The organism is Psychrobacillus sp. Z3-81, from assembly GCF_056620325.1.
In genome coordinates this window covers 49,232-73,689 of sequence record NZ_JBWQPU010000013.1, presented here as the reverse complement: position 1 = coordinate 73,689, position 24,458 = coordinate 49,232, and the positions used below count along the sequence as shown (strand labels likewise).

26 protein-coding genes are annotated in these 24,458 nt (G+C 40.5%); 5 read left to right on the top strand and 21 right to left on the bottom strand.

Going from position 1 to position 24,458, the window contains the following annotated elements:
* Positions 1-86: 86 nt before the first annotated feature.
* From AC1ECF_RS13970 to AC1ECF_RS13905, 14 genes are all read right to left on the bottom strand, one after another.
* Positions 87-2,291 (bottom strand): penicillin-binding protein, encoded by a 2,205-nt coding sequence (locus AC1ECF_RS13970; RefSeq protein ID WP_480390048.1) that lies wholly within the window; start codon positions 2,289-2,291, stop codon positions 87-89.
* The gene (ftsL, locus tag AC1ECF_RS13965; protein WP_480390047.1) at positions 2,288-2,653 is read right to left on the bottom strand and encodes a cell division protein FtsL; all 366 of its coding nucleotides are present in this window, start codon (positions 2,651-2,653) and stop codon (positions 2,288-2,290) included. The genes AC1ECF_RS13970 and ftsL overlap by 4 nt, the downstream gene beginning before the upstream one ends.
* Complete coding sequence (gene rsmH, locus AC1ECF_RS13960) at positions 2,654-3,604, bottom strand: 16S rRNA (cytosine(1402)-N(4))-methyltransferase RsmH (protein WP_480390046.1); 951 nt, start codon at positions 3,602-3,604, stop codon at positions 2,654-2,656.
* 21 nt (positions 3,605-3,625) lie between these two features.
* The gene (gene mraZ, locus AC1ECF_RS13955; RefSeq protein ID WP_480390045.1) at positions 3,626-4,057 is read right to left on the bottom strand and encodes a division/cell wall cluster transcriptional repressor MraZ; all 432 of its coding nucleotides are present in this window, start codon (positions 4,055-4,057) and stop codon (positions 3,626-3,628) included.
* A 521-nt stretch (positions 4,058-4,578) separates the two neighbouring features.
* The gene (bshC, locus tag AC1ECF_RS13950) at positions 4,579-6,195 is read right to left on the bottom strand and encodes a bacillithiol biosynthesis cysteine-adding enzyme BshC (protein ID WP_480390044.1); all 1,617 of its coding nucleotides are present in this window, start codon (positions 6,193-6,195) and stop codon (positions 4,579-4,581) included.
* 66 nt (positions 6,196-6,261) lie between these two features.
* Positions 6,262-6,648 carry a DUF3397 family protein gene (locus AC1ECF_RS13945; protein ID WP_480390043.1) on the bottom strand — a complete coding sequence of 129 codons (387 nt, stop codon included), beginning with the start codon at positions 6,646-6,648 and terminating at the stop codon, positions 6,262-6,264.
* On the bottom strand, positions 6,632-7,516 hold the full coding sequence (locus AC1ECF_RS13940) for a ketopantoate reductase family protein (RefSeq protein WP_480390042.1): 885 nt from the start codon (positions 7,514-7,516) through the stop codon (positions 6,632-6,634). Before AC1ECF_RS13940 ends, AC1ECF_RS13945 begins: the two co-directional genes overlap by 17 nt.
* A 59-nt stretch (positions 7,517-7,575) precedes the next feature.
* Complete coding sequence (locus AC1ECF_RS13935; protein ID WP_480390041.1) at positions 7,576-9,117, bottom strand: acyl-CoA carboxylase subunit beta; 1,542 nt, start codon at positions 9,115-9,117, stop codon at positions 7,576-7,578.
* A gap of 826 nt (positions 9,118-9,943) precedes the next feature.
* On the bottom strand, positions 9,944-10,156 hold the full coding sequence (locus AC1ECF_RS13930; RefSeq protein ID WP_480390040.1) for an acyl-CoA carboxylase biotin carboxyl carrier protein subunit: 213 nt from the start codon (positions 10,154-10,156) through the stop codon (positions 9,944-9,946).
* Positions 10,153-11,514 (bottom strand): acetyl-CoA carboxylase biotin carboxylase subunit, encoded by a 1,362-nt coding sequence (locus AC1ECF_RS13925; RefSeq protein ID WP_480390039.1) that lies wholly within the window; start codon positions 11,512-11,514, stop codon positions 10,153-10,155. Before AC1ECF_RS13925 ends, AC1ECF_RS13930 begins: the two co-directional genes overlap by 4 nt.
* Before the next feature lie 359 nt (positions 11,515-11,873).
* A complete protein-coding gene (locus tag AC1ECF_RS13920; RefSeq protein ID WP_480390038.1) occupies positions 11,874-12,269 on the bottom strand; it encodes a hypothetical protein in 396 nt (131 codons plus the stop codon).
* Positions 12,270-12,329: 60 nt separating this feature from the next.
* Complete coding sequence (locus AC1ECF_RS13915) at positions 12,330-13,091, bottom strand: enoyl-CoA hydratase/isomerase family protein (RefSeq protein ID WP_480390037.1); 762 nt, start codon at positions 13,089-13,091, stop codon at positions 12,330-12,332.
* A gap of 90 nt (positions 13,092-13,181) precedes the next feature.
* On the bottom strand, positions 13,182-13,355 hold the full coding sequence (rpmF, locus tag AC1ECF_RS13910) for a 50S ribosomal protein L32 (protein ID WP_144537945.1): 174 nt from the start codon (positions 13,353-13,355) through the stop codon (positions 13,182-13,184).
* Between the two features lie 24 nt (positions 13,356-13,379).
* The gene (locus AC1ECF_RS13905) at positions 13,380-13,919 is read right to left on the bottom strand and encodes a YceD family protein (RefSeq protein WP_480390036.1); all 540 of its coding nucleotides are present in this window, start codon (positions 13,917-13,919) and stop codon (positions 13,380-13,382) included.
* Positions 13,920-14,041: 122 nt separating this feature from the next.
* On the opposite strand from AC1ECF_RS13905, the gene AC1ECF_RS13900 reads away from it, so the two are divergent.
* Complete coding sequence (locus AC1ECF_RS13900) at positions 14,042-15,256, top strand: nucleotidyltransferase (RefSeq protein ID WP_480390035.1); 1,215 nt, start codon at positions 14,042-14,044, stop codon at positions 15,254-15,256.
* Here the strand turns inward: AC1ECF_RS13900 and AC1ECF_RS13895 are convergent, their stop codons facing one another.
* On the bottom strand, positions 15,257-16,303 hold the full coding sequence (locus tag AC1ECF_RS13895; RefSeq protein WP_480390034.1) for a SepM family pheromone-processing serine protease: 1,047 nt from the start codon (positions 16,301-16,303) through the stop codon (positions 15,257-15,259).
* Positions 16,304-16,442: 139 nt separating this feature from the next.
* On the opposite strand from AC1ECF_RS13895, the gene AC1ECF_RS13890 reads away from it, so the two are divergent.
* Complete coding sequence (locus AC1ECF_RS13890; RefSeq protein ID WP_480390033.1) at positions 16,443-17,324, top strand: hypothetical protein; 882 nt, start codon at positions 16,443-16,445, stop codon at positions 17,322-17,324.
* A gap of 186 nt (positions 17,325-17,510) precedes the next feature.
* On the opposite strand, the gene coaD is transcribed toward AC1ECF_RS13890, so the two are convergent.
* Genes coaD through AC1ECF_RS13875 form a run of 3 tightly spaced genes read right to left on the bottom strand, consistent with a single transcriptional unit; the run spans position 17,511 to position 19,986 of the window.
* Complete coding sequence (coaD, locus tag AC1ECF_RS13885; protein WP_480390032.1) at positions 17,511-17,993, bottom strand: pantetheine-phosphate adenylyltransferase; 483 nt, start codon at positions 17,991-17,993, stop codon at positions 17,511-17,513.
* Entirely contained in the window at positions 17,986-18,561 is a 576-nt protein-coding gene (gene rsmD, locus AC1ECF_RS13880; protein ID WP_480390031.1) for a 16S rRNA (guanine(966)-N(2))-methyltransferase RsmD, read from the bottom strand. The genes coaD and rsmD overlap by 8 nt, the downstream gene beginning before the upstream one ends.
* 15 nt (positions 18,562-18,576) lie before the next feature.
* On the bottom strand, positions 18,577-19,986 hold the full coding sequence (locus tag AC1ECF_RS13875) for a hypothetical protein (protein ID WP_480390030.1): 1,410 nt from the start codon (positions 19,984-19,986) through the stop codon (positions 18,577-18,579).
* A gap of 50 nt (positions 19,987-20,036) precedes the next feature.
* Here AC1ECF_RS13875 and AC1ECF_RS13870 point away from each other — a divergent pair, with 50 nt between their 5' ends.
* A complete protein-coding gene (locus tag AC1ECF_RS13870) occupies positions 20,037-20,423 on the top strand; it encodes a DUF7147 family protein (RefSeq protein ID WP_480390029.1) in 387 nt (128 codons plus the stop codon).
* A 3-nt stretch (positions 20,424-20,426) separates the two neighbouring features.
* Here the strand turns inward: AC1ECF_RS13870 and AC1ECF_RS13865 are convergent, their stop codons facing one another.
* The gene (locus tag AC1ECF_RS13865) at positions 20,427-20,699 is read right to left on the bottom strand and encodes a YlbG family protein (RefSeq protein ID WP_480390028.1); all 273 of its coding nucleotides are present in this window, start codon (positions 20,697-20,699) and stop codon (positions 20,427-20,429) included.
* Positions 20,700-20,859: 160 nt separating this feature from the next.
* Here AC1ECF_RS13865 and AC1ECF_RS13860 point away from each other — a divergent pair, with 160 nt between their 5' ends.
* Positions 20,860-21,762 carry a glycerophosphodiester phosphodiesterase family protein gene (locus AC1ECF_RS13860; RefSeq protein WP_480390027.1) on the top strand — a complete coding sequence of 301 codons (903 nt, stop codon included), beginning with the start codon at positions 20,860-20,862 and terminating at the stop codon, positions 21,760-21,762.
* Between the two features lie 243 nt (positions 21,763-22,005).
* On the opposite strand, the gene AC1ECF_RS13855 is transcribed toward AC1ECF_RS13860, so the two are convergent.
* Complete coding sequence (locus AC1ECF_RS13855; RefSeq protein WP_480390026.1) at positions 22,006-22,452, bottom strand: YlbF/YmcA family competence regulator; 447 nt, start codon at positions 22,450-22,452, stop codon at positions 22,006-22,008.
* Between the two features lie 87 nt (positions 22,453-22,539).
* On the opposite strand from AC1ECF_RS13855, the gene AC1ECF_RS13850 reads away from it, so the two are divergent.
* Positions 22,540-23,037: a PaaI family thioesterase gene (locus tag AC1ECF_RS13850; protein WP_480390025.1), complete on the top strand. Its 498-nt coding sequence runs from the start codon at positions 22,540-22,542 to the stop codon at positions 23,035-23,037.
* Here the strand turns inward: AC1ECF_RS13850 and AC1ECF_RS13845 are convergent.
* Positions 22,986-24,452, bottom strand: a complete 1,467-nt coding sequence (locus AC1ECF_RS13845) for a UDP-N-acetylmuramoyl-L-alanyl-D-glutamate--2,6-diaminopimelate ligase (protein ID WP_480390024.1) — start codon at positions 24,450-24,452, stop codon at positions 22,986-22,988. The genes AC1ECF_RS13850 and AC1ECF_RS13845 overlap by 52 nt on opposite strands.
* Between the last annotated feature and the right edge of the window lie 6 nt (positions 24,453-24,458).

The following is a 24,458-nucleotide window of genomic DNA, read 5'->3' as shown; positions in this document are numbered from 1 at the left end:
ATCGAACAACTTGCTTCCTTTTAGATATTATATTTTCCCCTTTATCCGTTTTAGATAACTTATGAAAAAATAGCCATGACTATGCTTTAATCTTGTGGAAGAGCTTCTTCTGTCTCTTCCTCCGAAGCTTCCACCGTTGTCGAATCCTTTGGAATTTCTAATTGAACAACAATCGGTGTATCTGCTGTCACGATAGAGCCAGCAGTTAAACTTTGAGTTGTTACGTAACCGTCTCCAACAACTTCTATTGGCAAATCGGAAAGCGCACGATAGATTAGTAGATTTCTTTTTGACCAGCCCGTAAAGTTAGGCAATTGGATATCCCCTTCTCCCTTTAGGAATACGATTCCACTAGGAATTAAAGATGTACCTTTGTCCGGGTATTGCTCTTTCACATTTTCTGACTGTCCAATTATAACAGTTTTCAACCCTAATGACTCTAAAGTTAATTGACTGCTCTCCATATTTTTACCAATTACATTTGGCATTTTTATAGGCTCCGCTATTTCCGTATTTTCAGGCTCTATATTTAAATACTTTAAGCTACTTTCTATGACAGAGTTAAATATTTCGGAAGTCGGCTGAGCCCCTGATCCAGTTGCCCCTATATTTGGTTTTTGTACTGCAACATACATGATGAGCTGTGGATCCTCTACCGGTGCCATTCCTAAGAAGGAATATAAAAACAAGCCATTGCCCCAGTAGTATTTGCCATTCCCCATTGGAATTTGTGCTGTACCTGTTTTCCCAGCAGTGGTGTATTCATTAAGCTGGAACCTTTTAGCTGTACCGTGCTCCGCTGTAACGGTGCTTGCCAAGATTTCCTTCACTTGATTTGCAGTAGCTGCAGAGATCGGTGATTTCTTTTCTTGCGGCTCGCTATCCTTCACGATTTCTCCGGTATTCGGATTTACAATCTTATCAATAACATATGGCTGCAACATTTTCCCTTCATTTGCAATGGCAGTCATCCCTTGAACAAGCTGCATTGGAGTAACAGTACTACCTTGTCCGTAAGTAGTTGTTAATCTTTCACTAGGATATTTACTTAATAGAGTCCCAGTAGCTTCATTTGGTAAATCAATTCCTGTTTTGGTTCCGAAACCGAAGCGCTTCACATAGTCCATAAAGGTTACATCACCTAATTTTTGAAGTAAATAGGCCATAGAGACATTCGATGAACGTTGAAAACCCTCTAAATAGCTGATGGTTCCCCAACCAGGTCGGTGATGGTCATATATAGTTCTATCAAAAACTTTGTAGCTACCCGACTTATACGTATCGTTCGGATTCCATACACCTTCTTCAATAGCAGCTGCAAGCGTAAAGATTTTCATGGTAGACCCTGGCTCAATGGTTTGCTCAATGGACTCGTTTAACCAGTTAGTAGATAGTCCTTCTCTCGAATTCGGCTCAAAGGTCGGTCTTTGTGCCATTGCTAATATTTCACCTGTTTTTGCGTTGGCAACGATTGCAATCATTTTTTCAGGTGTATATTTCTCTTCTGCCTTATTTAGCGCATCCTCTAAGAAATTTTGAATCGTCTTATCTAAAGTAAGATGAATATCATAGCCATCCTGTGCTTCGGTAACCATCTTCTCCGCGTTTGGCAATAAAAAGCCCTTTGTATCGCTTTGAAATTCTACCTTTCCAGGTTTACCAGTCAGTTCTTCATCATAGATATATTCTAGACCCATTTTCCCCACAGTAGTGGCTTCTCCATTCTTCCCTTCTTCCTTAAGCGCAAAACCTATAAGATGTGAGGCAAAAATACCATTTGGATAAAGTCTTTTTTTATCTTGAATAAATTCAATGCCTGGAAGCTGCAAAGATTTAATTTCAATCATTTTTTGGTGACTCAAATCTCTGCCTGCCTTACCAAATTCTACTTGGTATTTCCCCTCTTCCATTTTACTGTCTAGAAGGGTTCGAATTTCCTCCTCCGTCATATCGATATGAGCGGAAAGTGCTTTCGCTGTAGCAGCAGTATCCATGACGTGGCGTGGTACTCTACTATCCTTTGATGCTGTCTCACTAATGACAGCAATCATTTTATAGCTCAAGGTATCCTCAGCGATAATTTCACCATTACGATCCACTATTTTCCCTCTACTAGCAGGGATTATTTGCTCTCTATTATATTTAGACTCCGCCTTTGAAGCTAAAGCCTGTCCTTCTACCGTGCCAGTCACTTGAATGAATAAAAAGCGACCTAGTAATAGAAAAAAGAGCCCTCCATAAAGTAAAAACATTAGAAAGGCTCCCCATTGAAAACGAAATTTCTTATTCATTGTCCTGGCACTACCTTTACGTTTTGCTCATTTAGTTTTAAACCGAGCTCCTCCGCTTTTTTCCAAATTGATTCATAGGTAGATAATTCTCTTACTTGTATGGACAAGTCTGTATTTTCTTTTGAAGTTGTATCGATTTGCTGTTCAAGCTGCGCGATCTCAGTTGTAGTAGCACGTACCGCAGTTTGTGCCTGAACAATTGAGATTGCCAGTGTTATTACAGTAGCTAAAAGCCCAAGTAATAAGAGCTTTTCTCCTTTTGTAATAATACCCTTCTTTTGTTTTGCCTGCTTTTCAATCTGTGGTTGCTCCGGAAAAGAAGGCCTAGCTATGTATGTTTGCTGATGCTTTGGTAAAGCCATTTAAACACGTCCCTTTTCTTTTAGTTTTTCCACAATTCTTAGCTTGGCAGATCTTGAGCGATTGTTAACTTCTAATTCTTCATCTGACGGCAGTATTGGCTTTCTATTCACAAGCTTCAAGACCGGCTCCATTCCGGCTGGTATAACCGGAAGATTTGGAGGCAATTTAGGCAAGCTGGCTGCTTCCTTAAAAATCGTTTTTGCAAGCCTGTCCTCTAAGGAATGGAAAGTAATGACACTTATCCTTCCCCCAACCTTCAACAGATCGATTGCATCTTCCAAGGACTCCTCTGCTGCTCCTAATTCGTCATTAACAGCTATTCGTATAGCCTGAAAGATTCTCTTTGCAGGATGTCCACCTGTTCTTCTGGCAGCTGCAGGAATCCCAGCCTTTATTAGCTCCACCAGCTGGAAGGTTGTTTCTATCGGAGCAATCTCCCTTGCCTGCTCAATTTTACGAGCAACCTGCTTAGAGAACTTTTCTTCTCCATAACGGAAGAAAATTTTTACAAGCTTCTCATATGGCCATTCATTTACCACATGGTAGGCTGTTAGCTCACTTGTCTGGTCCATTCTCATATCAAGAGGGGCATCGTAATTATAGCTAAATCCTCTTTCAGGGGTATCTAACTGCGGAGATGAAACGCCTAAATCGTATAAAATACCATCTACTTTTTCAATCCCTAAGTCATATAGCGACTGTTTTAGGTACCTAAAATTGGCATGCACAAACGTCACACGGTCTAAATAAGGCGCTAGCTTAACCTTCGCATTTTCAATGGCTGTCATGTCCTGATCAAAACAAATCAGCCTTCCATTTTCGTTTAGCTGTTTTACTAAATATTCGCTGTGGCCTGCTCCACCAAGCGTGCAGTCCACGTATATGCCGTCTGGGCGAACAGCCAGCCCATCAACGGTTTCCTTTAGCAATACAGTAGTATGATGAAACAAGCTATTCCCTCCATTTCTTTACTATATATCGAAACCAATCATATTCTCGGCAATATCATTGAAAGAGTCCTCCGAGTCCTCGAAGTAAGTCTCCCAAGCTTCCTTCGCCCATATTTCTAAGCGATTTGATACACCTAGTATGATACATTCCTTATCCATTTTTGCATAAGCACGTAAATTATTTGGAATATTGATTCGCCCTTGCTTATCAATTTCCACCTCCGTAGCACCGGAGAAGAAGAAACGTGTAAATGCACGAGCATCCTTTTTCGTCACAGGAAGCTCTTTTAATTTTTCTTCAAGCTTTCGCCATTCATTCATGGGATAACCAAATAAGCAGTTATCGAGTCCGCGAGTCAAAACAAAGCAGTCCTCTAAATGATCTCTAAATTTAGAAGGAATGATTATTCGGCCCTTAGCATCGACGTTATGCTGATATTCACCCATGAACATGCTACTCACCCCACTTTATGACATTAACATACCACATCCCTCCACTTTCCTCCACTCCTTTTTTACAAAAAAAGTTTATAAATGATTAAAATGTGAAATAAGTACTTGTTGAGACAGGATAAACGGTGAACTGACAGGCTTCTTTAAGCGATTTCTCCTACAACAAGGGGATAATTTAGAAAACCATAAAGTGATTGGTAAAGCTTTTCCCTCTATATGACTTTTTATTTCATAAAGTTGGTTCTATTTAAAGAGTTTAGTATTGTCCTATTGATTCTTTATTAGCATATCTCTCCAACTTCCTGTAAACATGTCGGGTTTCGATTTAAAGGATTTTATCACAATGACCTCTTGTCAGAGATGAAATTTGTTTTCCCAGTGGGAGTATTTCACCCTTTTACCGATATTCCTCACCAAAGAGTGTATCATCATTAAACGGTGGGGCGATGTCCCATTTTTTATTCACAGAAACAGAAAAGAGCGCTTCAAAAGTTAAACACTTTCGAAACGCTCCATATATTTTATAAGTAGACAACTTGATGCTTTCCACTAAATTCAAACGGGACATTTAGCAGATCCTTCACGATCGAAGTTCCCTGTTCGTTTAATAGCTGAATTGGACAATACGTTCTTTCTTGAACCCCTCCATTTGGTGCTAATTCCATCACCAAGCGGTCATAACGATGAATCGCCGCATCTAATTTGCCGAGCAATGTACCTTCAATCGCTTTTGTTAAATAATCAAATTGAAATTGATGATATTGCAAGTTTTTCTCCACTAATGGTGTTAGATGCAAATCATTTTTCTGTAATAAATTCTCTAACTGCTTGTACTTGGCCTCTAGCTCTGCTCTCATACCATCCACATGATCTTGTATAGCATCGTCACGATGTTCGGCAATAAGTTGTTGCTTCGCTTCCTCTACTACTCCACTCCACACATCTTCAATAGTGAAGGAAAGCCTCTCTAGCAAGCTTTGAACCTTCGTCGACATTACTGTAATGCTTAGCCTTGGTGTGATGACTGGCATTGTCATATCTAGCAGCTCAAAAGCAGGCTTTAAGGTAGCCCAGTAGGCAATCTCGCCCGGGCCAGCTATAAAGCTAAGCACCGGAAAGACCATTTCTTGCATAATCGGTCTTGTGACCACATTGTTGCTGAGCGCTTCTGGATTCTCTTGAGTGGTTTGAAGCAGCTCATCTGTAGTTAGAGAAATTCCTTTTTGTTCATTTACAAATAATTGGCCTTTTCTTTCTAATAAGAAGCGTTCTCCTTCTAGCACGTAGAAAAGATTTGCTGCATTCTCCTTCGCTTCAATCGGCGCACCATAGCCAGCAGCCACCATCATTTGTTCTTGTTCACATACAGCCTCGGCTATTTCTGGGGAGCGTTTTACCAATGTGTGAAAATATTCTCCCTCTAGCTTTCTAAGCGGCTTAAAAGAAGCATCTATAAGGAGAAGTCCTTCTTCTCCAAAGAATTCATTCATTAAAGCAGCAAAGAATTCTGTATATGTGCGATGCCTTTCAATACCCTTCAGCATACCTTTGTATAATTCTTTTGTATAAGAGGTTTCTGGTAGACTACGAAAAATGTCCTCTAAGTAAAGCTCCATCACTTCCTGATCAATCGTTGTTTCAGAGGCAATTTTCTTTACTCTCGACTTTTCAGGATACACTGCCTTGTGTAGCCTTCTACTTCTCTCTATGTAAACATGGTTTATTTCATCAATATCATGGTCTTCTCCCGCAATCCAAAAAACAGGGATTACTGGAACACCAAGCTTTTCTCTTTGTTGCTTTGCTAACGTAATAACGGAGATAGCTTTATGGATGGAATACATCGGCCCTGTTAGCAAACCTGCTTGCTGCCCACCAATTACAACCACGCCATTTTCCTTTAATTCTTCAAGATGTATTTTACTCTTTTCAGATAATCCAAATGGCTCCATATACTCTTTGATAACAGCAGCCAGCTCTGTTCTTTTATAGCCGTTAAAATTTGTATCACTTAATCTCTTATTCAAAGCATCCTGATTCCATTCATAATGAAAGAAAGAAGAAAGTTTTTCTGCTTCCTCTAGATAGGCTTGATAGAATGGGGATACGAATGGTTGTGTAAGCTGCTCTAAGCGCACGATTCTCCACCTCTTTATTATAGTACTTAACGAGTATATCACTTCCATCTTGGCAGAGAAAAATGATTAGCTTATATAATGTAAAACATATCGGATTACTCCGATTAACCAAATTAGTGCATAAACAACACATAATAGAATAAATAATAACCGCCACACTTTTCGAAATAGCGGGAGAATCTCGATTTCCTTTTTTGTTTTCCAATCAACTATAGTAAAAATGGTCGCTAGGAGAATAGAAAACACAATTAGTAGGTAACCAATATTCCCTTCAAATACCACCTCAAATACATGAGCTACCGAGAAAAACAATAGAATAGTTGTGACATCAGCGGCTAGTCCAATAGATTTCTTCCCCTTTTTCAAAACTACCTGGAAAAATAATATGGATAATACGAATAATAATGCCGGGATGAGGAGAAACAAGGATACGATGCTAGTTATGAGAATCACCTACATTCTTTTCAGTTAGCAATAAATAAAAGGTATGCAATATCGGGAGTTCTTTTTTTCGAGCCGACGCCCGCTGAAGTACTGCTCCGACAATCGTTTCCACTTCCATGAAACGACCGTTTTCTAAATCCTTTAGCATGGATGAACGATTTTGTGCTGTATTTTTACATAATTCCTCCACTTCAAGCCATGTTAGTTGATCCTCCCATTCGGGAAAGGCTTGAAGTAATTCTCGATAGATGTTTTTCATGATAGTGTTGTAGGAGGCTATTCGCACCAGATCTCCGTTTGGCACGCCCGCAATAGCGGTTAGTGGGTTAATTAAACAGTTTAATAATGCCTTTTTAAAGAGAATTTGTTCCATATCATTTGCTCTTTGAAAAGGAAAGTTCTCAGATTCACTTTGCAGAAAGTCATTCATGAAGCCCCACGTCCCTCGATACGGGCCTATTATCGTGCTTCCCACACCGGTATGGTGAACCGTTGCCACATCTTCTTTTGCAGCTCCATGCAACACAGAGCCAAATAATATTGTCTTTTGCTTTAGGGATTCTATGTACGAGATATGCAAAAGACCATTTTGAATAAATAGTAAAGGAACCTCATCTGGTAACTGATCTAGTCCCTTCTTAATAGCAGACAAGTGATGGTACTTCACAGCAATAATCACTAAATCCATCTGCTGAAAGCTGTCTAGATCGTAGACGATACGGCATGTTATTTGTCGCTTACTCGCATCTGGCTTATGTATGTATAACTCGTTGACCTCTTTGTTTCTCACGTAAAAGGTAATATTATGTCCTGCTTCAGCTAAATAAGAGCCAAATAGCATGCCTATAGCCCCCGCACCAACTATGCCTATATTCATAAAGCTCACCTCATTAAAAGGGCCCACCACTTATGGTAGACCCTTACTGTTATCCTTTATTATACAGGAAGCACTGGATGTTTTCGAGGTGCTACAGCAATTTCTTTTCCTTCATAATAATGTAAACGATTTGCCAATTCCTTACGTAGATCACTAGGAGCAACGATTTCATCAATAATCATTTCAGAAGCAAGCTTATAAATATCAATCTCTTCTTTATACTCCGCATGCTTCTGCTGTACAAATTGAATTCTCTCCTTTGGATCCTCAATCGCTTCTATCTTATTGGAATATACCGCATTTACTGCAGCCTCAGGACCCATTACTGCAATTTGTGCAGTTGGAAGTGCAATACATACGTCCGGCTCAAAAGCTGGTCCAGCCATTGCATATAACCCAGCACCGTATGCCTTGCGTACAATTACAGAGATTTTAGGAACAGTTGCAGAGCTCATCGCTGCAATTAACTTGGCTCCATGTCGTATAATTCCTGCTCTTTCCACCTTTGTCCCAATCATAAACCCTGGAACGTCTGCCAGGAAAATCAACGGAATGGAAAAGGCATCACATAAAGAGATAAATTTAGCTGCTTTATCAGCTGAATCTACGAATAAGACGCCACCCTTTACTTTTGGCTGGTTGGCGATAATTCCAACTGCCTGCCCTTCAATTCTTGCAAAGCCTGTAATAAGCTCTGGTGCGAATAGTTTTTTTACATCAAAGAAGCTTCCTTCATCAATCAACGCATCAATTGCCTCATACATATCAAATGGTGCATTTTGATTTTCCGGTATAATCGCTTCTAATGTTCTTCCTTCTTTTCTATCCTTCGGGTCCACTTTCTTTGGCTTTTCCGTATAGTTAGATGGGAAGTAGCTTAAATATTTTTTGGCTTGTTCAATTGCTTCTTCTTCCGAGGAAACAAGCACATCTCCCACACCGCTTACGGTACAGTGCATTCTAGCCCCGCCCATTTCCTCTAAGGTAACCTTCTCGCCGATAACCTTTTCCGCCATACGCGGAGATCCTAGATACATAGAGGCATTGCCCTCTACCATGAAGACTACGTCACAAAATGCCGGGATATAGGCACCTCCTGCAGCAGATGGTCCGAACAGTAAGCAGATTTGTGGAATGAAGCCTGAGAGTCTTACTTGGTTATGAAAGATCCGGCCAGCCCCTCTGCGGTTTGGGAACATATCTAGCTGATCAGTGATTCTTGCTCCTGCTGAGTCAACTAGATAGAGCATTGGGACTCTATTTTTTTCTGCTTGTTCTTGGATTCGAATTATTTTTTCTACTGTGCGAGATCCCCATGAGCCTGCTTTGACAGTAGAGTCATTGGCCATGACACAGACAGTTTGGCCGTTTATTTTACCGGTTGCTGTAACTACGCCGTCTGCCGGCAGGTCTCCTGCTTCTACATTGGCGAAGCGTCCGTCTTCGATGTATTCGCCGTTGTCAAAAAGTAGAGCGAGACGGTCTCGGACAAATAGTTTGTTTTGTTCTTTCATTTTTTCGTGATATTTTGGGTGTCCCCCTGCAAATATCGTTTGGAGCTTTTCTTGTAAACGTTCGTTGTACCCCGTTGTTTCTCCCATGAATGTGCACCCCTTTGCAATTCGCCAAGCAATATGCTGGCCTTGGATAAAATGAAATGATACTGAAATCTGATTGGATTAATCCTTCTTACGGAGATTCCAATTTGATTTAGTATAATCGCTTCCTGGCGGACGCTTTCCGCGGGGGGAGCGGTGAGCCACAGCCGAACGCTAACGCGTGCCGCTGCTATGTCTCACCTGTCTCCCTCCTCCCGCCGGAGTCGCCGCCGGTCGCTTCTTCTTCACAAATATAATTGATTAACAGTGGAACCAATTAATCGTGATGTTGGTGACTCTCTTCTAGATTGCCAGTCAAAATTTAAGGAAGCCACTCTTGGTGGACAATTTCCGTTATGAATAATACTAAAATTTGACTAATGAAACTTTCTTGTGAGTTCCCACTTCAATATGGCCGCTTCCTGGCGGACGCTTTCCGTGAGGCCAACAGGATGTTGGTCAGGAAAACGTTGTCACACGATGTGCCGTTCTTAGTTTTCCCTCCACCAAGCAAGCCAGCACCCAACGCTTTCGACTGTCACCCCGCTCCCACTGGAGTCGCCGCCGGTTGCTCCCTTGTCAGAATTATATAGATTAATTTTCGAAAAATAATTAAATTTAATTAATTATGATTCTATCTTTTGAAGAGTTACTGGTCAGTATTTATATAATTGCTCATAGCAAATTTCTGTGAAGACGTGACTATGCCAGCAAAGAGCTTTTAAGCTAGCTGATATTCTCGATTGCCTATCACCCTGCTTCTTATGTAGGAAAGTGAGGGAGTCCCGCACTTTCCGAGGACTGTCCTTTAGACTAGTAAGCTAGTGTTTTATTCAAAGGTTAGTAGAACGTCGCCTTCGTTAACGAAGTCGCCAACTTGTGCGTTGATTTCTGCAACTTTGCCTGCAGCTTCTGCTTCTACTGGAATTTCCATTTTCATAGATTCCAGCACCATTACTACTTGCCCTGCAGAAACCTCTTCTCCTACTTCCACGTTTACTGTGAATACAGTGCCTGCCATTGTAGATGCTAATTTTGTCATTTTGAAATTTCCTCCCTTTGTTTTTCCATCCATTCCCCTAAAACAGATGTTGAATATACTCCACTTTTAAAATCTTCTGCGTGTAAAAACTGTTTGAATAGTGGAATATTTGTTTTTACACCTTCTATTTTAGCAGATGCGAATACTTTTTGCGCCTTCTCAATTGCTAAACTTCTATCTTCCTCATAGACAATGACTTTGGCAATCATGGGATCATAGAATGGAGTCACTTTATTTCCAGCCTCGTACCCTGCGTCCATTCGAATATCCATTTCCTCTCCCAAAGTCATAGCCGTGATTTGGCCTGGAGATGGGAAAAAGGTTTTTGGATCCTCGGCATAGATTCGGAACTCCAATGCATGCCCCTTTGTTTGAATAAGCGTTTGGTCTTTAACTGGTAGTTCTTCGCCTGATGCCACCTTCAGCTGCCACTCCACTAAATCAAAGCCGGTAATTGCCTCCGTTACTGGATGCTCTACCTGAAGCCTTGTGTTCATTTCTAAGAAATAGAATTGATGGTTTTCGTCGACGATAAATTCTACTGTTCCTGCATTCACATAGTCGACTGCTTTGGCAGCTTGAATGGCAGCCTCGTATAGTCGTTCTCTTGCTTCTTCTGGGAAGTTTGGAGAAGGAGATTCCTCTAATACCTTTTGGTTTCTACGTTGCACCGAGCAGTTACGCTCGAATAAATGCACGACATTCCCTTGACTATCTCCAAAGATTTGTACTTCAATATGTCGAGATGACGTGATGAATTTCTCTAAGAATATTTTATCGCTTCCAAAGTAAGATTTTGCTCGTGTTTTGATAGCATCAAAATGCTTTACAAGCGTGTCCTCATCATCACAGCGAATCATGCCAATTCCGCCACCACCAGCACTCGCCTTTAGCATAATTGGATAACCAATGTCTGTTGCTGCTTTCTTCGCATCTTCCAGAGAGGACAGACCCTCCTCCGTGCCTGGCACAACCGGAACTCCTGCAGCAATCATTGTTCGTCTTGATTCGATCTTATCACCCATGCGTTCAATCGTTTCGGCCTTGGGACCGATAAATGTAATGCCTGCCTCCTCTGCTTTTCTAGCAAACTCAGCATTTTCTGAAAGGAAGCCGTATCCCGGATGAATTCCGTCTACCCCTTCTCGTTTGGCAAGCTCGATAATATCATAACTTTTTAAATATGACTGATTCACTTGACTCGGGCCAATTAAAAAAGCATAATCAGCTTCCTTTACAAAGGGAAGATCTGCGTCTGCTTCTGAATAGATAGCAACCGATTCAATATGTAGCTTCTTGCAAGTTTGAATAATACGACGTGCGATTTCTCCCCTATTAGCAATTAATATTTTTTTCATACGAAAATACCCCCTTGCGAATTTTTCCCCTCTTTCAGTCTAAACGAATTATGAAAGCGAATTCAACTTTCAATCCAATATTTTCTTTTATTACCTAAAATAAAGAGAATAAGACCTAGAAAATTTGACTTGTTCTCGAGTCTTCAATCGTCTAGCGCACGGAAATTCATGTCTATTGCAAGTAACCTTCGACCAATCGCAAGCATTCCTTACTAGACTGCAAGTATCGGACGATTGACCGCACCTAAATCAAACAGCACCACACGTATTTCCTTTTCTCTACCACCTCACCTGTCCATACATCCCACAAAAAATAAAAAAGAATCTCTTTGAATAGGAGATTCTTTCACTTATGGTATCTATGTTTTTTCGATATGTTTAATGCCTTGCTTTGCCCAGCCCAGCAATACTTCATAATCTTTCTTTAAAAGATTGTAAGCCTGAGAGATTTGATCATAGGATTGCTTCATCTCATCGTAGCTCTCCATTGCTAGCTGGAGGTGATTTTGTAGAGAGGAGGAATCAGCAACCTCTTTCACTTTCTCTTTAGGAGCCTTTTCTTTTGGAAATAGCAGAGGTCGAAGGTTCTTGTTCCATCTAAATGCACACGCCTGCTTAGAGCGACCCAACAAAACGCTCGCTTCCTGGAAACCTGAGATTTGTGTATGACCTTCCTCTATTTTTTTTAAGACTAGTTCTTTTAGTAGATTGTCTTCTTCTTCTGTCCAGCTATCTTTTCTTAATTTCACAGTCATCTCAATCACCCTTTGCTTTTTTATTAATATATGCAAGGGGGGAGTAAATAGACTCTCGTTTTATTTTCTTTTTGATAAAAATAACTCTACTGCTTGATGGTGTTCTTCGTGTTCCCAAAGGATCGAGCAAGCCTTGACCTCTTCCTGTATTCGTTCCCATAAGCCGGTATTCTCCCACTTACGAATGGCCTGTTTTTTATAAGCTCTCAAAACGCTTGCGTGTGGAAGCTGCATTTTTTCTATGAAACTTTCCAGCGCTTGCAGTTTATCGCCTGCATAGGTCTGTGTTGCCCATCCAAATGAAAGAAGCTCATCTGACTGGTAAGGAACTGCCTCTGTTAGCATGCGCATCGCATGGTCATGCTGCAATCCCTTTTCTAAGAGGTAGCTGCCTCCGCCCCAACCAGTTGTGATTGCAAGCTTCCCTTGAATAAAACCACATTTTGCACCTTCCTTTACCAAACGGTAGTCACAGAGAGTAGCAATCTCACAGCCACCTCCCACTGCAGTTCCATTGATGAGAGCGATGGTTGGAACCTCTAACGTCGCAATCTTATACAGCGTTTTGGCAGCTTCAATAAGCATATTATAGGATTCTTCTTCTGTTTTCAGCTTATGGAAAATCGATAAGTCTCCACCAGAGCAAAAGGATTTTTCACCTTTTCCTGTTATGACAGCAAGCTTAATCGTATCATTTTGTCGAACGATATCGGCCATCTTCTCTAAACCCTCAAGCACTTCGAAATTTATTGCATTATGTATAGACGGTCTCGCAATTTCAAAAATTAGTACGCCGTTCTTTTCGGTTAATGTATATGCCATCAAACCAAACCCCTTATTTCTAGATATAGAGAAAAAGGCTACCGAAGAGCCATGGTCTCTTTGGTAGCCTTTTGGAAAGCAAATACTGTATTATTTGCTCACTACTTCTTTCCCTTTGTATTGACCGCAAGATTTACAAACTCGGTGAGCCAATTTCATTTCACCACAATTTGAACAAGCAACCATACCAGGTACGGATAATTTAAAGTGTGTACGACGCTTTCTTTTTACAGTTTTAGAAGTTCTTCTAGCTGGTACTGCCATTGGTGGCACCTCCTTACAGATCTATTATTCGTCTGTTTGATCAAAATACTTAGCTAAATCAGCAAGTCTCGGATCCAATTTTGGTTCGTCATTATCTTTCTTGTCTTCAAGCTCTTCATCAGTTGTATAACTCCAGCCTGCTCCACCCTCATGTTTAAATTGGTCTGCGCCTTCTTTATACACTTGAAGTGGGATTTCTAGAAGAATAAGCTCCTCTAGGACTGGATCCACATTAATCACGTCGCCTTCCACCACATGAAAATTATCATAGGCTTGTGCATTCGCAATTGCTGCTTCAGACCAGTTAAATACTTCCTCTGATTCAATCTCGAATGGAAACTCTACATCCTCCCAAGTGCGTGCACATGGTAGAATAAGTGTCCCGGAAAGATGAAAATGACAATTCATTTGCGCTGCACCAAATGTGCAATGCCCTTTTACATGAACGGGTGAAATCTCTCGAACGTCCTGGTTTCTTTCCTTCACATTATCCAGATTAACGTATTCATCTAAAGTTAACCCTTTTTCACGATATTTTGAAAGCTGATGAATTACCCATTTCATACGATTATCACCTCAAGACAACAAAGTTGATTATATAATGACTAAATTTAGATGTCAAGATAATTTCTTGTCACTACTTTATTTTAACATTATAATTTCTGTAAGGAAAGGAATTGATTCGAATGAGAGCCACCGGAATAGTAGTAGAATATAATCCATTTCATAACGGCCATTTGCACCATTTACAAGCCTCTAGGAATAAAACCGAAGCTGATGTAATGATTGCTGTTATGTCAGGTAATTTTCTTCAACGAGGCGAGCCAGCTCTTGTCGACAAGTGGACAAGAGCTAAAATGGCGCTCCATGCTGGAGTCGATTTAATAATCGAGCTTCCGTATGCCTTTGCCACCGCCCAGGCAAGTGATTTTGCCAAGGGGGCTATTTATAGCTTAGACGCGCTTAATTGCCAATCCTTTTGCTTTGGAAGCGAGGAAGGCTCCCTAACGGCCTTTAACAATACCTATCAGCTGTTGCATTCTCGTAAGGAAGAATACAATCATGCTATTGCAGAAGCTGTGCAACGAGGAATCAGCTATCCAAAGGCATTGAACGAAGCATATAAACAGCTCGCTGGAGATTCTACTAACTCCTTGGTGGACCTATCTAAGCCGAACAATATATTGGGCTATCACTACATGGAGGCAGCCTATTACCTTGGTTCTACGATGAAGCCAACGACGATTCAGCGAATTGTAGCTAATTATCATGATGATGCAAAACAGACGGAACAGATTGCAAGTGCCACCGGTATTCGTAAATTACTGTTTGAGGAGCAGGACCTATCGGCCATTCAACAGTATATGCCTACTACTAGCGCTGTAGCGTTAGTGGAGTGGCATAGAACGGCAGATGCTTTTGGTAGCTGGCAGCACTTCTACCCTCTTCTACGTTATGCAATTCTGAAGCAAGATCAAAAAGAATTGGCGGCATACGCAGAGGTCACAGAGGGAATGGAGAATGCTATTAGGGAGGCGGCGCTTACTCATACTTCTTTTCTTCCTTTTATGGAGCAAATAAAATCGAAGCGATATACTTGGACTAGGATTCAACGGATGCTTACCCATATATATACGGGGTTTACATGGGATCAGCTGCATAGCATTGATTATCCTACATATATCCGCCCACTTGCTATGAACGAAAAGGGCAAGGCCTATCTGAAGTCCATAAAAAAAGACTTGCAGCTCCCCCTAGTGAGTAGGGTGGCTGCAAGCAAGGAAAATATACTGCTACAGCTGGATGTAAAAGCTGCAAATCTCTATTATTTAGGGCTGAAAAATACATTTGGTCATCATATGATTGGCAGCGACTTTAAACAAATTCCGATCATCGAATAATTATTTCTTAGGCGGAAGACTTTCTAAATAATCCAAAGCATCATCAATTGTTTTGACAGGTACAATCTTCATGGTTGTACCTATTTTTTCGGCTGTTTTCATAGCTTCCTCATAATTTGATAAGACATCTGGATTCTTACTTAAGACTTCCGGATCTATATCATCGTCTGGAGCGAACATGATGTCGTTGCCCTCTTTATCCGCAGCGACCACCTTTAAGTCGATTCCACCAATTCTACCAACCGTACCATCCTCCAACATTTCCCCTGTACCAGCTATTTTATAGCCCTTTGTAATATCCTCTGGCAACAGCTGATTTAAGATTTCTAACGTAAACATCAAGCCGGCTGATGGTCCTCCAATCTCCTCTGAATTGATTTTTACAGGCGGAGTCGTCTCTACGATTTTGTTTTCTGCGTATTCGATGCCGATCCCAACGGTGCCTCTTTCAGGGATCATCTGAATGGTAACCTCTTTGGTTAACACCTTATCGTCACGTTCAATTTTTAACGTGATGACATCTCCCTCTTGCTTATCAGCCAAATGCTCTCCAATAGCTTCTCCACTAAGCTCAGAAAGATTATCCATCTCTAATATTTTGTCTCCAGCCTGTAAGATACCATCCGCACCACTTCCATCCACTACGTTAAATACGAATATTCCATGGTTCGTAACGGTGAAGGGTTTATTGGCCCTATCAAATGCAACTGTGATGGCATTAAACTGAGAATCAGACATAAGCTTTAATTGGCGAACATTATATTCTTCTTCATCTTCGTCTTCTCTTCTAACCTGGCTTTCCTTATAGATTTTATGGTTGTCTGCTACCTTTGCATAAGCATAGGTAAGTGGTGTAGCCTTTGCTAAAGCGATTGTGAGTAGACTAAATGTCCCCTCATCATTCTCGTCTCCACCTGCTACCTCTACAAAGGGTGATAACTCATAGGCTCCTCCTGGTCTGGAGATATACGAATCCAATGGATAAAATCCCAAAACAGCCAAAGCTGCTATGACAAAAAGAAGGATGAGTGACTTTCTCTTCTTCATAAGTTATCCCTCTCTTTCATAAATACATTACATAAGTTAGTTTATCACTTCCATATTTTTCTAACAAAAGATTTTCCGGTCTAACATCATATTCATATTAATTGAGGAGTACTCCTCAAAGATAAAGGATGAGACAAATATGCATCTAATTATTACCATTGGCAGCTGGGCACTTATTGTACTCTTATTTTTACAGCCAGGTGTTTCTCACAAAGGCGCTTTGGAGGGCATGAAGATATTCACTTCCTCACTGATGCCTTATCTTTTACCTTACTTAGTTATTACCCAAATGTTTATTAGAACACAGCAAAGCTTCTTACATACGACGAATAAATTTAAGCTTTACATAAATATTTACTTACTTACAGCAGTTGGTGGTTTTCCAAGCGGAGCCTCTATTATCTCCTCCTTAAAGGAAATAGGTGTGTTAAATGCCCGGAATGCCAGCTGGCTGCTAGCAATCTGTCACGCTCCCAGTCCGATGTTTGTTGTCGGCTTTGTGGGAATTGAAATTTTTCATGCAGAAATTGCTGGGCTCAAATTATTGTTGGTCATCCATCTAGTCAACCTACTGTTTCTTTTCATTTTCATTATTTTTTCTAAGCCTATACAGCTCCAACAGGTAGAAAAGAAGCAATCCGCTTCGCCTTTTCAGGAAAGCATTAAGGAAACCTCTCAAATACTCTTATTGATTGGGACAACGGTTGTATTCTTTACGACAATCAGCTTCATTGTCTTCGAAACTATTAAGGGGATACTGCCTACCATCTCTCCTTATCTATTAGTATTTGTTGCTTCGTTTTTTGAAATGACTGGCGGCATCAGCCTAGCAGGACAGTATTTATCCTCTAGCAGCGTCTTGCCAGCTATCGTGGCAATCATTATAGCCTTCAGTGGTATTAGTATTCATATGCAAATAATTGTGCTTGCACAGAAAGCAAAAATCTCGATTAAAAAATATCTCTTATTCCGTTGTCTACATGTACTGATGATTCCTATTATTTTTTATTTTATAGGGTAGTGGCTTTCCGCTAGAAAAAGAAAAACCCTTCCTGGGCGTATCGCTGTTTAGCAACGCCATTGGAGGGTTTAGCTTTTACATAAAGCGGGTTCATTATCCTAGGTTGATTTTTCCGGTTGGTTTCTTCGGGATCGGTAAAGGCACCGTTCTATTCAACCACAGCCGAGAAGAGCCATTCAGTTAATGTTACTTCTCAAATTTCATTTTAAGTGCATCTTCTACTTCCTCTGGAACCAACTCAGAGATATTACCACCGTATTTCGCAACTTCCTTTACGATACTTGAGCTGAGAAAGGAATATTGGTTCTTTGTCATAATAAAGAATGTTTCTATCTCATCATTCAGTACGCGGTTCATCGAAGTGATCTGCATTTCATATTCAAAGTCCGAAACAGCACGAAGCCCACGAATGATTGCACTCGCTCCAATATTTTGTGCATATTCCATTAATAATCCAGAGAAAGTATCCACTCGCACATTTGGAATATGAGAGGTTACACGTTTGATCAGCTCTACTCGTTCCTCGACTGAAAACAAAGGGTTTTTGGATGAATTATTCAATACTACCACATATACTTCTCCAAAAACTGCTGCGCCTCTCGTAATAATATCGATATGCCCATTCGTAATAGGGTCAAAACTTCCTGGTACTACTGCTATTTTATTCAATCGAATTCTCCTCTTCAGAGGGGCTGCGGTATATGGAGATAATCGTCCCTCCATAAGCTTCACGTCTTACCAGCTTAAACTGTCCGTAAGCATCTGGAAGCTCTACCCCTTTCTCATGTTCGCACATAATGATTCCACTCTGGCTCATACATCCCTTTTCCACAATGACAGAAACTAAGTCATAATAAGAAACTCGTTGGTAAGGCGGGTCTACAAATAGTAAATCAATTTTTAAGCCTCTTTTCTCAAAGGCTTTTACCGCTCTTGATGCATCTATTCTGTAAATTTCACTTTGTTCCTCTAGCCGGCATTTCTTTAGATTTTCATTAATCGTTGCAATTGCCTTTGCATCCTTTTCAATAAAAATACAAGTATCTATGCCTCTGCTCAAAGACTCTATGCCAAGCCCACCACTTCCAGCAAACAAGTCCACTGACAATCCTCCATCAAAATAAGGACCGATCATATTAAAAATGGATTCCTTAACCTTGTCCGTTGTAGGACGTGTATTGGAGCCAGGGACAGCCTTTAAGGGCAGTCCCTTCTTGGTTCCCGAAATTACTCTCATTTTATTACTCCTAGCTTATGAAGATATTCTTTCCGTTAAATAAATATCTTTCTCATTTTTTTGAATGTCTAATAAAAATAATCGAATCATCCAAGCTTCCTCTATATATATTTCAGCGCCTATCTTCTCAAATGGAGCTGAAAATGCATCATATCTTTTCTCGTTATATACGTAAAATGGTTCTTCTACAGGAAAACGGAATGCACGGGATTCATTTTCCACATATAACCCCTTATCAGGTGTATCTCGGTAGCTATATCCTAATGCCTCTAATAACGGGTATGCCTTATAGAGAATTTTTCCATCCTTTAAAAGGACGTGTAGATCGTCGCTCTGCTCTTCATTCACAAGTACCTTTCTAGCATCTTCAAACAACAATGGGAATTTGTCCTTTGTTTGAAGATTAGCTGTAAAAAAGGAGCTCTTCAGGTCAAGCACTTTAGATAAATGACGATCTAGCTTCTCCCCATCTACATCCTTTAATTTCGTCAGTCCTGTGCTCCAAGCATTTAGCTGCTCCTTCGTAAAATAGCTGCTTAACTCGTTATACATCCAAACCGATTTAGCTGACCCCAGCGGCTGGCCTACTAAAAAGCTGCTAACTACCTCTGCCAGAAGAAGATTATCCGGAGAAATATTATATTGCAGGGCAATATTTTTCACAATCAGCTCTCTTTGCATGGTTGCAACGTCTTGATTCTTCAAGAAAAGAATCGAGGAAGCATCAATCTTCCCTTGCTCACCCATGAGGACAGAGATATGTGCTTGATTGGTAAACACTAAATCGTCTAGCAGTTTCGTAAAGCCCTCTGCCAGCTTCTCTTTAGAGTAAATTGTAAAGGCATCATTTTGATAGACAACAGGGAGCTGCTCCTTTTGCCAATAAATCTCTGAAACGTCCCCTTCACCAAATGCTAATGTATAATCAATTAGCTCTAAAGAGGTATTTCCTATCGTCGGAAGTCCGGTTACCCACATACCTCCTCTTTTTCCCTCATCCGTAATATGAAGCGTGGTATATGTCACTTCCCCATTTTTTAATTTGGCAGTGAAATCTTGTACAAGATTTTGCGACTTCCACGTTTCATCTAAAGAAATTTCATAGGAGATACTTTGCTGGGTACTTTCTCCTTCCTGAAAGGAAGAAAGGTCCTCGCCAAGTCTTTCACAGCTCTCTGTTGCTTCTAGGTGGCAGCTTCTGCTCGTACTAAGTGCAGGCCAGTGGATGACCATCTCTTCTTGTGGAAGATTATAAAAATGCTGCTCCACTATAAGCTTTTCCTTTTGAAAGGTTAGTTCTATTTCCTGCTCATATTTATATGATTGCTCATCTACGCTAGAGGAGTATACATCATATTGAAATAACAAAAGGACACAATTGGTTACAATAAGTATGACAGATAAACAGCTTACAATTATTTTCATGGTCTTGTCCTCCAGCTAAGTGGTAAGATAATTTGGAAAGGAGTGTTTATATGATACAACGATTTATAGAGCTTGGTGAGGGATTCGGAGATGTATTTGAGCTTTGTGAGCTTGCTAGAGTGAATAAGGATCGTATTCACCGAGCATTTATCTTCACCTCTACGAACGCTGGAAAAGAGCATATATCTCTTGCAGTCGCTTTAAATCCCATCAATAGTGCAAACTTTTTTCCAATTTATATTTGTCGAGAAGGAATCACAAACAATCAGCTGGAACCGAAAAGACTAACTGTCTTCAAGGAGGCGCTTGGAGCTTTACAAATAGAGCCAGTGCAATTAAGTGTAAAGCATTCCTCGACGTTTGCTGAATCCCGATTATTCTATCAGTATGTCATCGGGATTCTTCGATTAAACAATTTAATCCCGCCGTTTCAGTAAAAGCTATAAGCCTATTTTGTAGTCATATTCCTTGGCTTTGTCAGGCTTACTATTCTCATACTCTGTTTTAATAAACGGACGATACGATTCCAATACTTGTCGCACAAAAGGTAGCTTGTTCATCTTTTGTTTAGCTGCTTCAATATCATCCTGATTACAGTATAAAACTACATATTTTTGTTTTTTCGAAATATAATGAACGTGACCATATTTCCGTAAAGACTTAGCCTGCTTCAAGTGATTTATATAAACAATTAATCCTTGTCTTTCTATCATAAATTTCCCCTCGCTTCTTCCTTAAAGAATACCATAGGGAAGAAAATGATAGCAATACTGCTGACAGGTAATTCTACATTAGCTATAATAAAATTTGACAAGAATAACAATTTGTAAAAAAATTAGCTATTTTGACTGTATTTCATAAAGGGGGATTCCCATGGGGAAAAAGAAGAATGTCGCAATCGCAATTGCTGCAGCTGCCGGTGCTGCTTGGGCAGGTACAAAAGCCCTATCAAAGCCTAACAGTCGACCTCCTAAGGATGCTTTAGAGTATGATCAGCCAATCATCCTTGCCCATAGAGGTGGAGCGGCATTAGCACCAGAATGTTCACCAGCAGCTTTTGAACAAGCCGCAAGTCTTGGTGTCCATGGATTTGAAATTGATATCCGTCTTACAAAAGATGAAGAAATTATTGTTTTTCACGATGAAACATTAGAAAGAGTTACTGACATGACAGGCAAGGTTTCCGACTATACGTTGGACGAGCTGAAAGCTGCTGATTTAGGCTATCATTTTATTGACCTGGATGGAGTGAATTCCTTCCGCGATAAAGGACAAACAATCATAACATTAGGTGAATTGCTAGATGCTTATCCACAAATGCTAGTCAACATTGACATGAAGGACGCGCCAGACACTTACGAAGGTAGCCTTATGCCATCCAAGCTTTGGAGGCTAATCGAGGAAAAGCAAGCATATGACAGAGTAGTGGTGACGAGCTTTTACGATGAACAAATTGACCGCTTTAATCTGTATGCTCAGAATACTGTAGCACTAGGGGCAGGAGAGAAAGAAGTAAAGAAGGCTTATACTGCCTATTCAAGCCAATTTAGACATCTATATCATCCAAGAGCGGATGTTTTCCAGATTCCCATTCGTTGGAAAATGATTCCATTGGACATGCCTAGCTTCATAAAATTTCTTGGTTCTTTGAATGTCCCAGTACACTACTGGACAATTAATGACCCAGTCATGATGAAAAAGCTCATTCAAAATGGAGCAAAGGGTATTATTACAGACAGACCAGATTTAGCGATGAATGCGCTAAAGCTTGATTAAAATATAGAGGTTGCATAAAGGTTGCTAACGGATTGCAGGATATATAGACTCCTGTCCGGACAACAAATGTACTGAGCCGGGATCGATTGAATCACCACTATCAGCCTCATTTAATCTAGAAGCTAATTCACTCAAGCTTGATCATATGCAACTTCGCATATAAAAAAGGGGCTATCCCGGAAAGGTCCTTCTTTCGAACCTTTTGGGACAGCCCTTCTATTATTGAACAGATACTTATGACGCTTACGCCGAGCAAGAGCAAGCTCCACCCGAGCCGCAGCCAGTTCCACAGCTTGAGCCTGTGGAGAAAAATGGATTGCTAACTGGCACTTTAATACCCTCTGAAACAGATTTCCCAATGATCAAGCTAATTTGATCCATCAAGTCTTGAAGGTCATTCTCTGCTATCTTGTAAGCAGCAATCTCCTCCGTCATGTCGATCTCTCGTTTCATTACACGAATGTCCTTCATGACCTTTGAATAATCTGGATGGTATTTACCGAAGCGTTGAACATCCTCATACTGTTCCTTCAGCTTGTTAAATTGATAGATTTTCTCTACAAGCTGCTTATTTGTATATACAGCACGATGTGCATTTAGGTATTGGTCATATTGCTCAGAGGATAAGATCATCGTACATAAGACATCTGACTGGTCCATAATATCGGCCCATTCACTCGTCATTATCATTTAGTAAACCTCCAATCCTGTTAATCATAACAGAAAAAGAGGAAAATGTGCTAAACTTATTACCTTAAAAGTTGGGAGTTTAAAGAAATGACTGAATTACAAGGCTTATTCGAACAGACACTAAAGGATGCAAATGAAGTAGAAAAGCAGCTAATCAAAGACTTTCTACTAGGCATTCAAAACAAACAAACAGGACTGGCACCAACCTATATTAACGCAGCACTTCAAATGGACACTACCTTTGAAGGCGAAACATGTAAAATTACGATGCCAGTAACTCCTTTAATTTACAATAGCTTTGACATGCCACATGGTGGCATCATCGCCACGCTACTGGATAACGCAATGGGATTTTTAGTGAATAAGGATCTACGCCCACTTGGAAAAGGAGCCGTAACCACGAACATGACCATCCACTACGTGAAGGCAACCCAAGAAAAGACGCTTATCGCTACTTCCTCCTACTTACATAAAGGAAAGCAAACAATCGTTTTAGAATCAAAGGTTACACAGCCTGATGGCAAAACAATCGCTTACGCAACAGGGTCCTTCTTTGTTATTACGCCATCAAGCTCTAAAAAGTAAGCAGCGACCTCTTCATAGTCTGAGAAGGGTAGAATTTCATCCTTGATAATCTGCTCCTTCTCATGACCCTTACCCGCAATTACCACCACATCACCCTTTTCTGCAATTTCAAGCGCAAGGCGTATAGCAGCTCTACGATTTGGCTCTAATAAAACCTTATCTGGATTGGCCCCTTTTAGAATATCCGCAATGATCAAATTCGGGTCTTCATTTCTTGGATTATCGGACGTAATAATAGCCTTTGTCGCAAATTTGGTTGCTACTTCCCCCATAGATGCTCTCTTTTGCTTATCTCTATTCCCCCCACACCCAAACACCACATAAATATTCTTCCGTGCGTAAGAGGCAATAGCAGACAGACAAGCCTCTAAAGCGTCCGGTGTATGTGCATAATCGACCAGCACCTCTACCCCATGCGTATTTTTCACGCTATCCAATCTTCCAGCTGGCAACTGAAGCGCTTCTACACGTTCGCATGCATATCCAAGTGTCAGTAAGATAGCAATGGCTGCGGCTAAATTTAAACCATTATGATAGCCGGTGTTAGGCATATCTGCTTGCAGCTTTCTTCCCTCCACAATAAATTCGTATCGACTAGGGTCGCAGCTATAGACCTCTTTTGAAAATACAACATCATTATGAGCACTTTCTCCAAAGCTTTTTGTTGGCAAATACGCTCTATCTGCAACAGACCTACACCATTCATCGTTGTCATTCACCACTAGATGCTTTGCTAACAGTACAAGAAGCTCCTTTGCCTTCTTATAAGGCACCATCCCACCATGGAACTCCAGATGATCCTTTCCTATATTTAAAAAGGCTGCTACATCAATCGGATATCCTCCTAATCGATTATCCAACAAGCCCTGGGAGGAAGCCTCCAGCACAATATAATCCACCTGATGCTCATAACAATAACGAACTACTTGAATAAAATCATAAAAAGGAAGCGTCGTATTGCTTCTATAGTTTGCTGCTAGCCTCTCTCCGTTTACGTAAACCCCTAACGTACCAATGACACAAACAGACTTACCCTGCTGCATGAGAAGCTGACCAGTAAATGTTGTAACGGTTGTCTTCCCATTTGTTCCTGTCACGGCAATGGTTTTCATATGCTTTCCATATTGCTCAAAAGTCATATAGGTAATCCTATCTTTTACCAAGCACATATCATGCGGCACAACGATCTGGGGAACGATACAATCTGGAATAAATCTCTCCGTCAACACAGCCACTGCCCCATTTTTAATTGCTTCTTCAATAAAGGATGGATTGTTCGCCTCTGATACAAAGACATCCCCATCTTGCACTTGTTTTGAATGATCAATAAATCTATTTATGGCAAGGCTTTGAAGTTCCCCTATTATTTTGTATTCTAACCCCACTAAGAGTTCATTTAATGGATAAATAGCCACTCACTC

Excerpts from the sequence above, each read along its gene's own strand:
- AC1ECF_RS13970 (WP_480390048.1), bottom strand. The coding sequence starts at position 2,291 with ATGAATAAGAAATTTCGTTTTCAATGGGGAGCCTTTCTAATGTTTTTA.
- ftsL (WP_480390047.1), bottom strand. The coding sequence starts at position 2,653 with ATGGCTTTACCAAAGCATCAGCAAACATACATAGCTAGGCCTTCTTTT.
- mraZ (WP_480390045.1), bottom strand. The coding sequence starts at position 4,057 with ATGTTCATGGGTGAATATCAGCATAACGTCGATGCTAAGGGCCGAATA.
- AC1ECF_RS13940 (WP_480390042.1), bottom strand. The coding sequence starts at position 7,516 with ATGAATATAGGCATAGTTGGTGCGGGGGCTATAGGCATGCTATTTGGC.
- AC1ECF_RS13935 (WP_480390041.1), bottom strand. The coding sequence starts at position 9,117 with ATGGGAGAAACAACGGGGTACAACGAACGTTTACAAGAAAAGCTCCAA.
- AC1ECF_RS13930 (WP_480390040.1), bottom strand. The coding sequence starts at position 10,156 with ATGACAAAATTAGCATCTACAATGGCAGGCACTGTATTCACAGTAAAC.
- AC1ECF_RS13925 (WP_480390039.1), bottom strand. The coding sequence starts at position 11,514 with ATGAAAAAAATATTAATTGCTAATAGGGGAGAAATCGCACGTCGTATT.
- AC1ECF_RS13920 (WP_480390038.1), bottom strand. The coding sequence starts at position 12,269 with ATGACTGTGAAATTAAGAAAAGATAGCTGGACAGAAGAAGAAGACAAT.
- AC1ECF_RS13915 (WP_480390037.1), bottom strand. The coding sequence starts at position 13,091 with ATGGCATATACATTAACCGAAAAGAACGGCGTACTAATTTTTGAAATT.
- rpmF (WP_144537945.1), bottom strand. The coding sequence starts at position 13,355 with ATGGCAGTACCAGCTAGAAGAACTTCTAAAACTGTAAAAAGAAAGCGT.
- AC1ECF_RS13905 (WP_480390036.1), bottom strand. The coding sequence starts at position 13,919 with ATGAAATGGGTAATTCATCAGCTTTCAAAATATCGTGAAAAAGGGTTA.
- AC1ECF_RS13900 (WP_480390035.1), top strand. The coding sequence starts at position 14,042 with ATGAGAGCCACCGGAATAGTAGTAGAATATAATCCATTTCATAACGGC.
- AC1ECF_RS13895 (WP_480390034.1), bottom strand. The coding sequence starts at position 16,303 with ATGAAGAAGAGAAAGTCACTCATCCTTCTTTTTGTCATAGCAGCTTTG.
- AC1ECF_RS13890 (WP_480390033.1), top strand. The coding sequence starts at position 16,443 with ATGCATCTAATTATTACCATTGGCAGCTGGGCACTTATTGTACTCTTA.
- rsmD (WP_480390031.1), bottom strand. The coding sequence starts at position 18,561 with ATGAGAGTAATTTCGGGAACCAAGAAGGGACTGCCCTTAAAGGCTGTC.
- AC1ECF_RS13875 (WP_480390030.1), bottom strand. The coding sequence starts at position 19,986 with ATGAAAATAATTGTAAGCTGTTTATCTGTCATACTTATTGTAACCAAT.
- AC1ECF_RS13870 (WP_480390029.1), top strand. The coding sequence starts at position 20,037 with ATGATACAACGATTTATAGAGCTTGGTGAGGGATTCGGAGATGTATTT.
- AC1ECF_RS13865 (WP_480390028.1), bottom strand. The coding sequence starts at position 20,699 with ATGATAGAAAGACAAGGATTAATTGTTTATATAAATCACTTGAAGCAG.
- AC1ECF_RS13860 (WP_480390027.1), top strand. The coding sequence starts at position 20,860 with ATGGGGAAAAAGAAGAATGTCGCAATCGCAATTGCTGCAGCTGCCGGT.
- AC1ECF_RS13855 (WP_480390026.1), bottom strand. The coding sequence starts at position 22,452 with ATGATAATGACGAGTGAATGGGCCGATATTATGGACCAGTCAGATGTC.
- AC1ECF_RS13850 (WP_480390025.1), top strand. The coding sequence starts at position 22,540 with ATGACTGAATTACAAGGCTTATTCGAACAGACACTAAAGGATGCAAAT.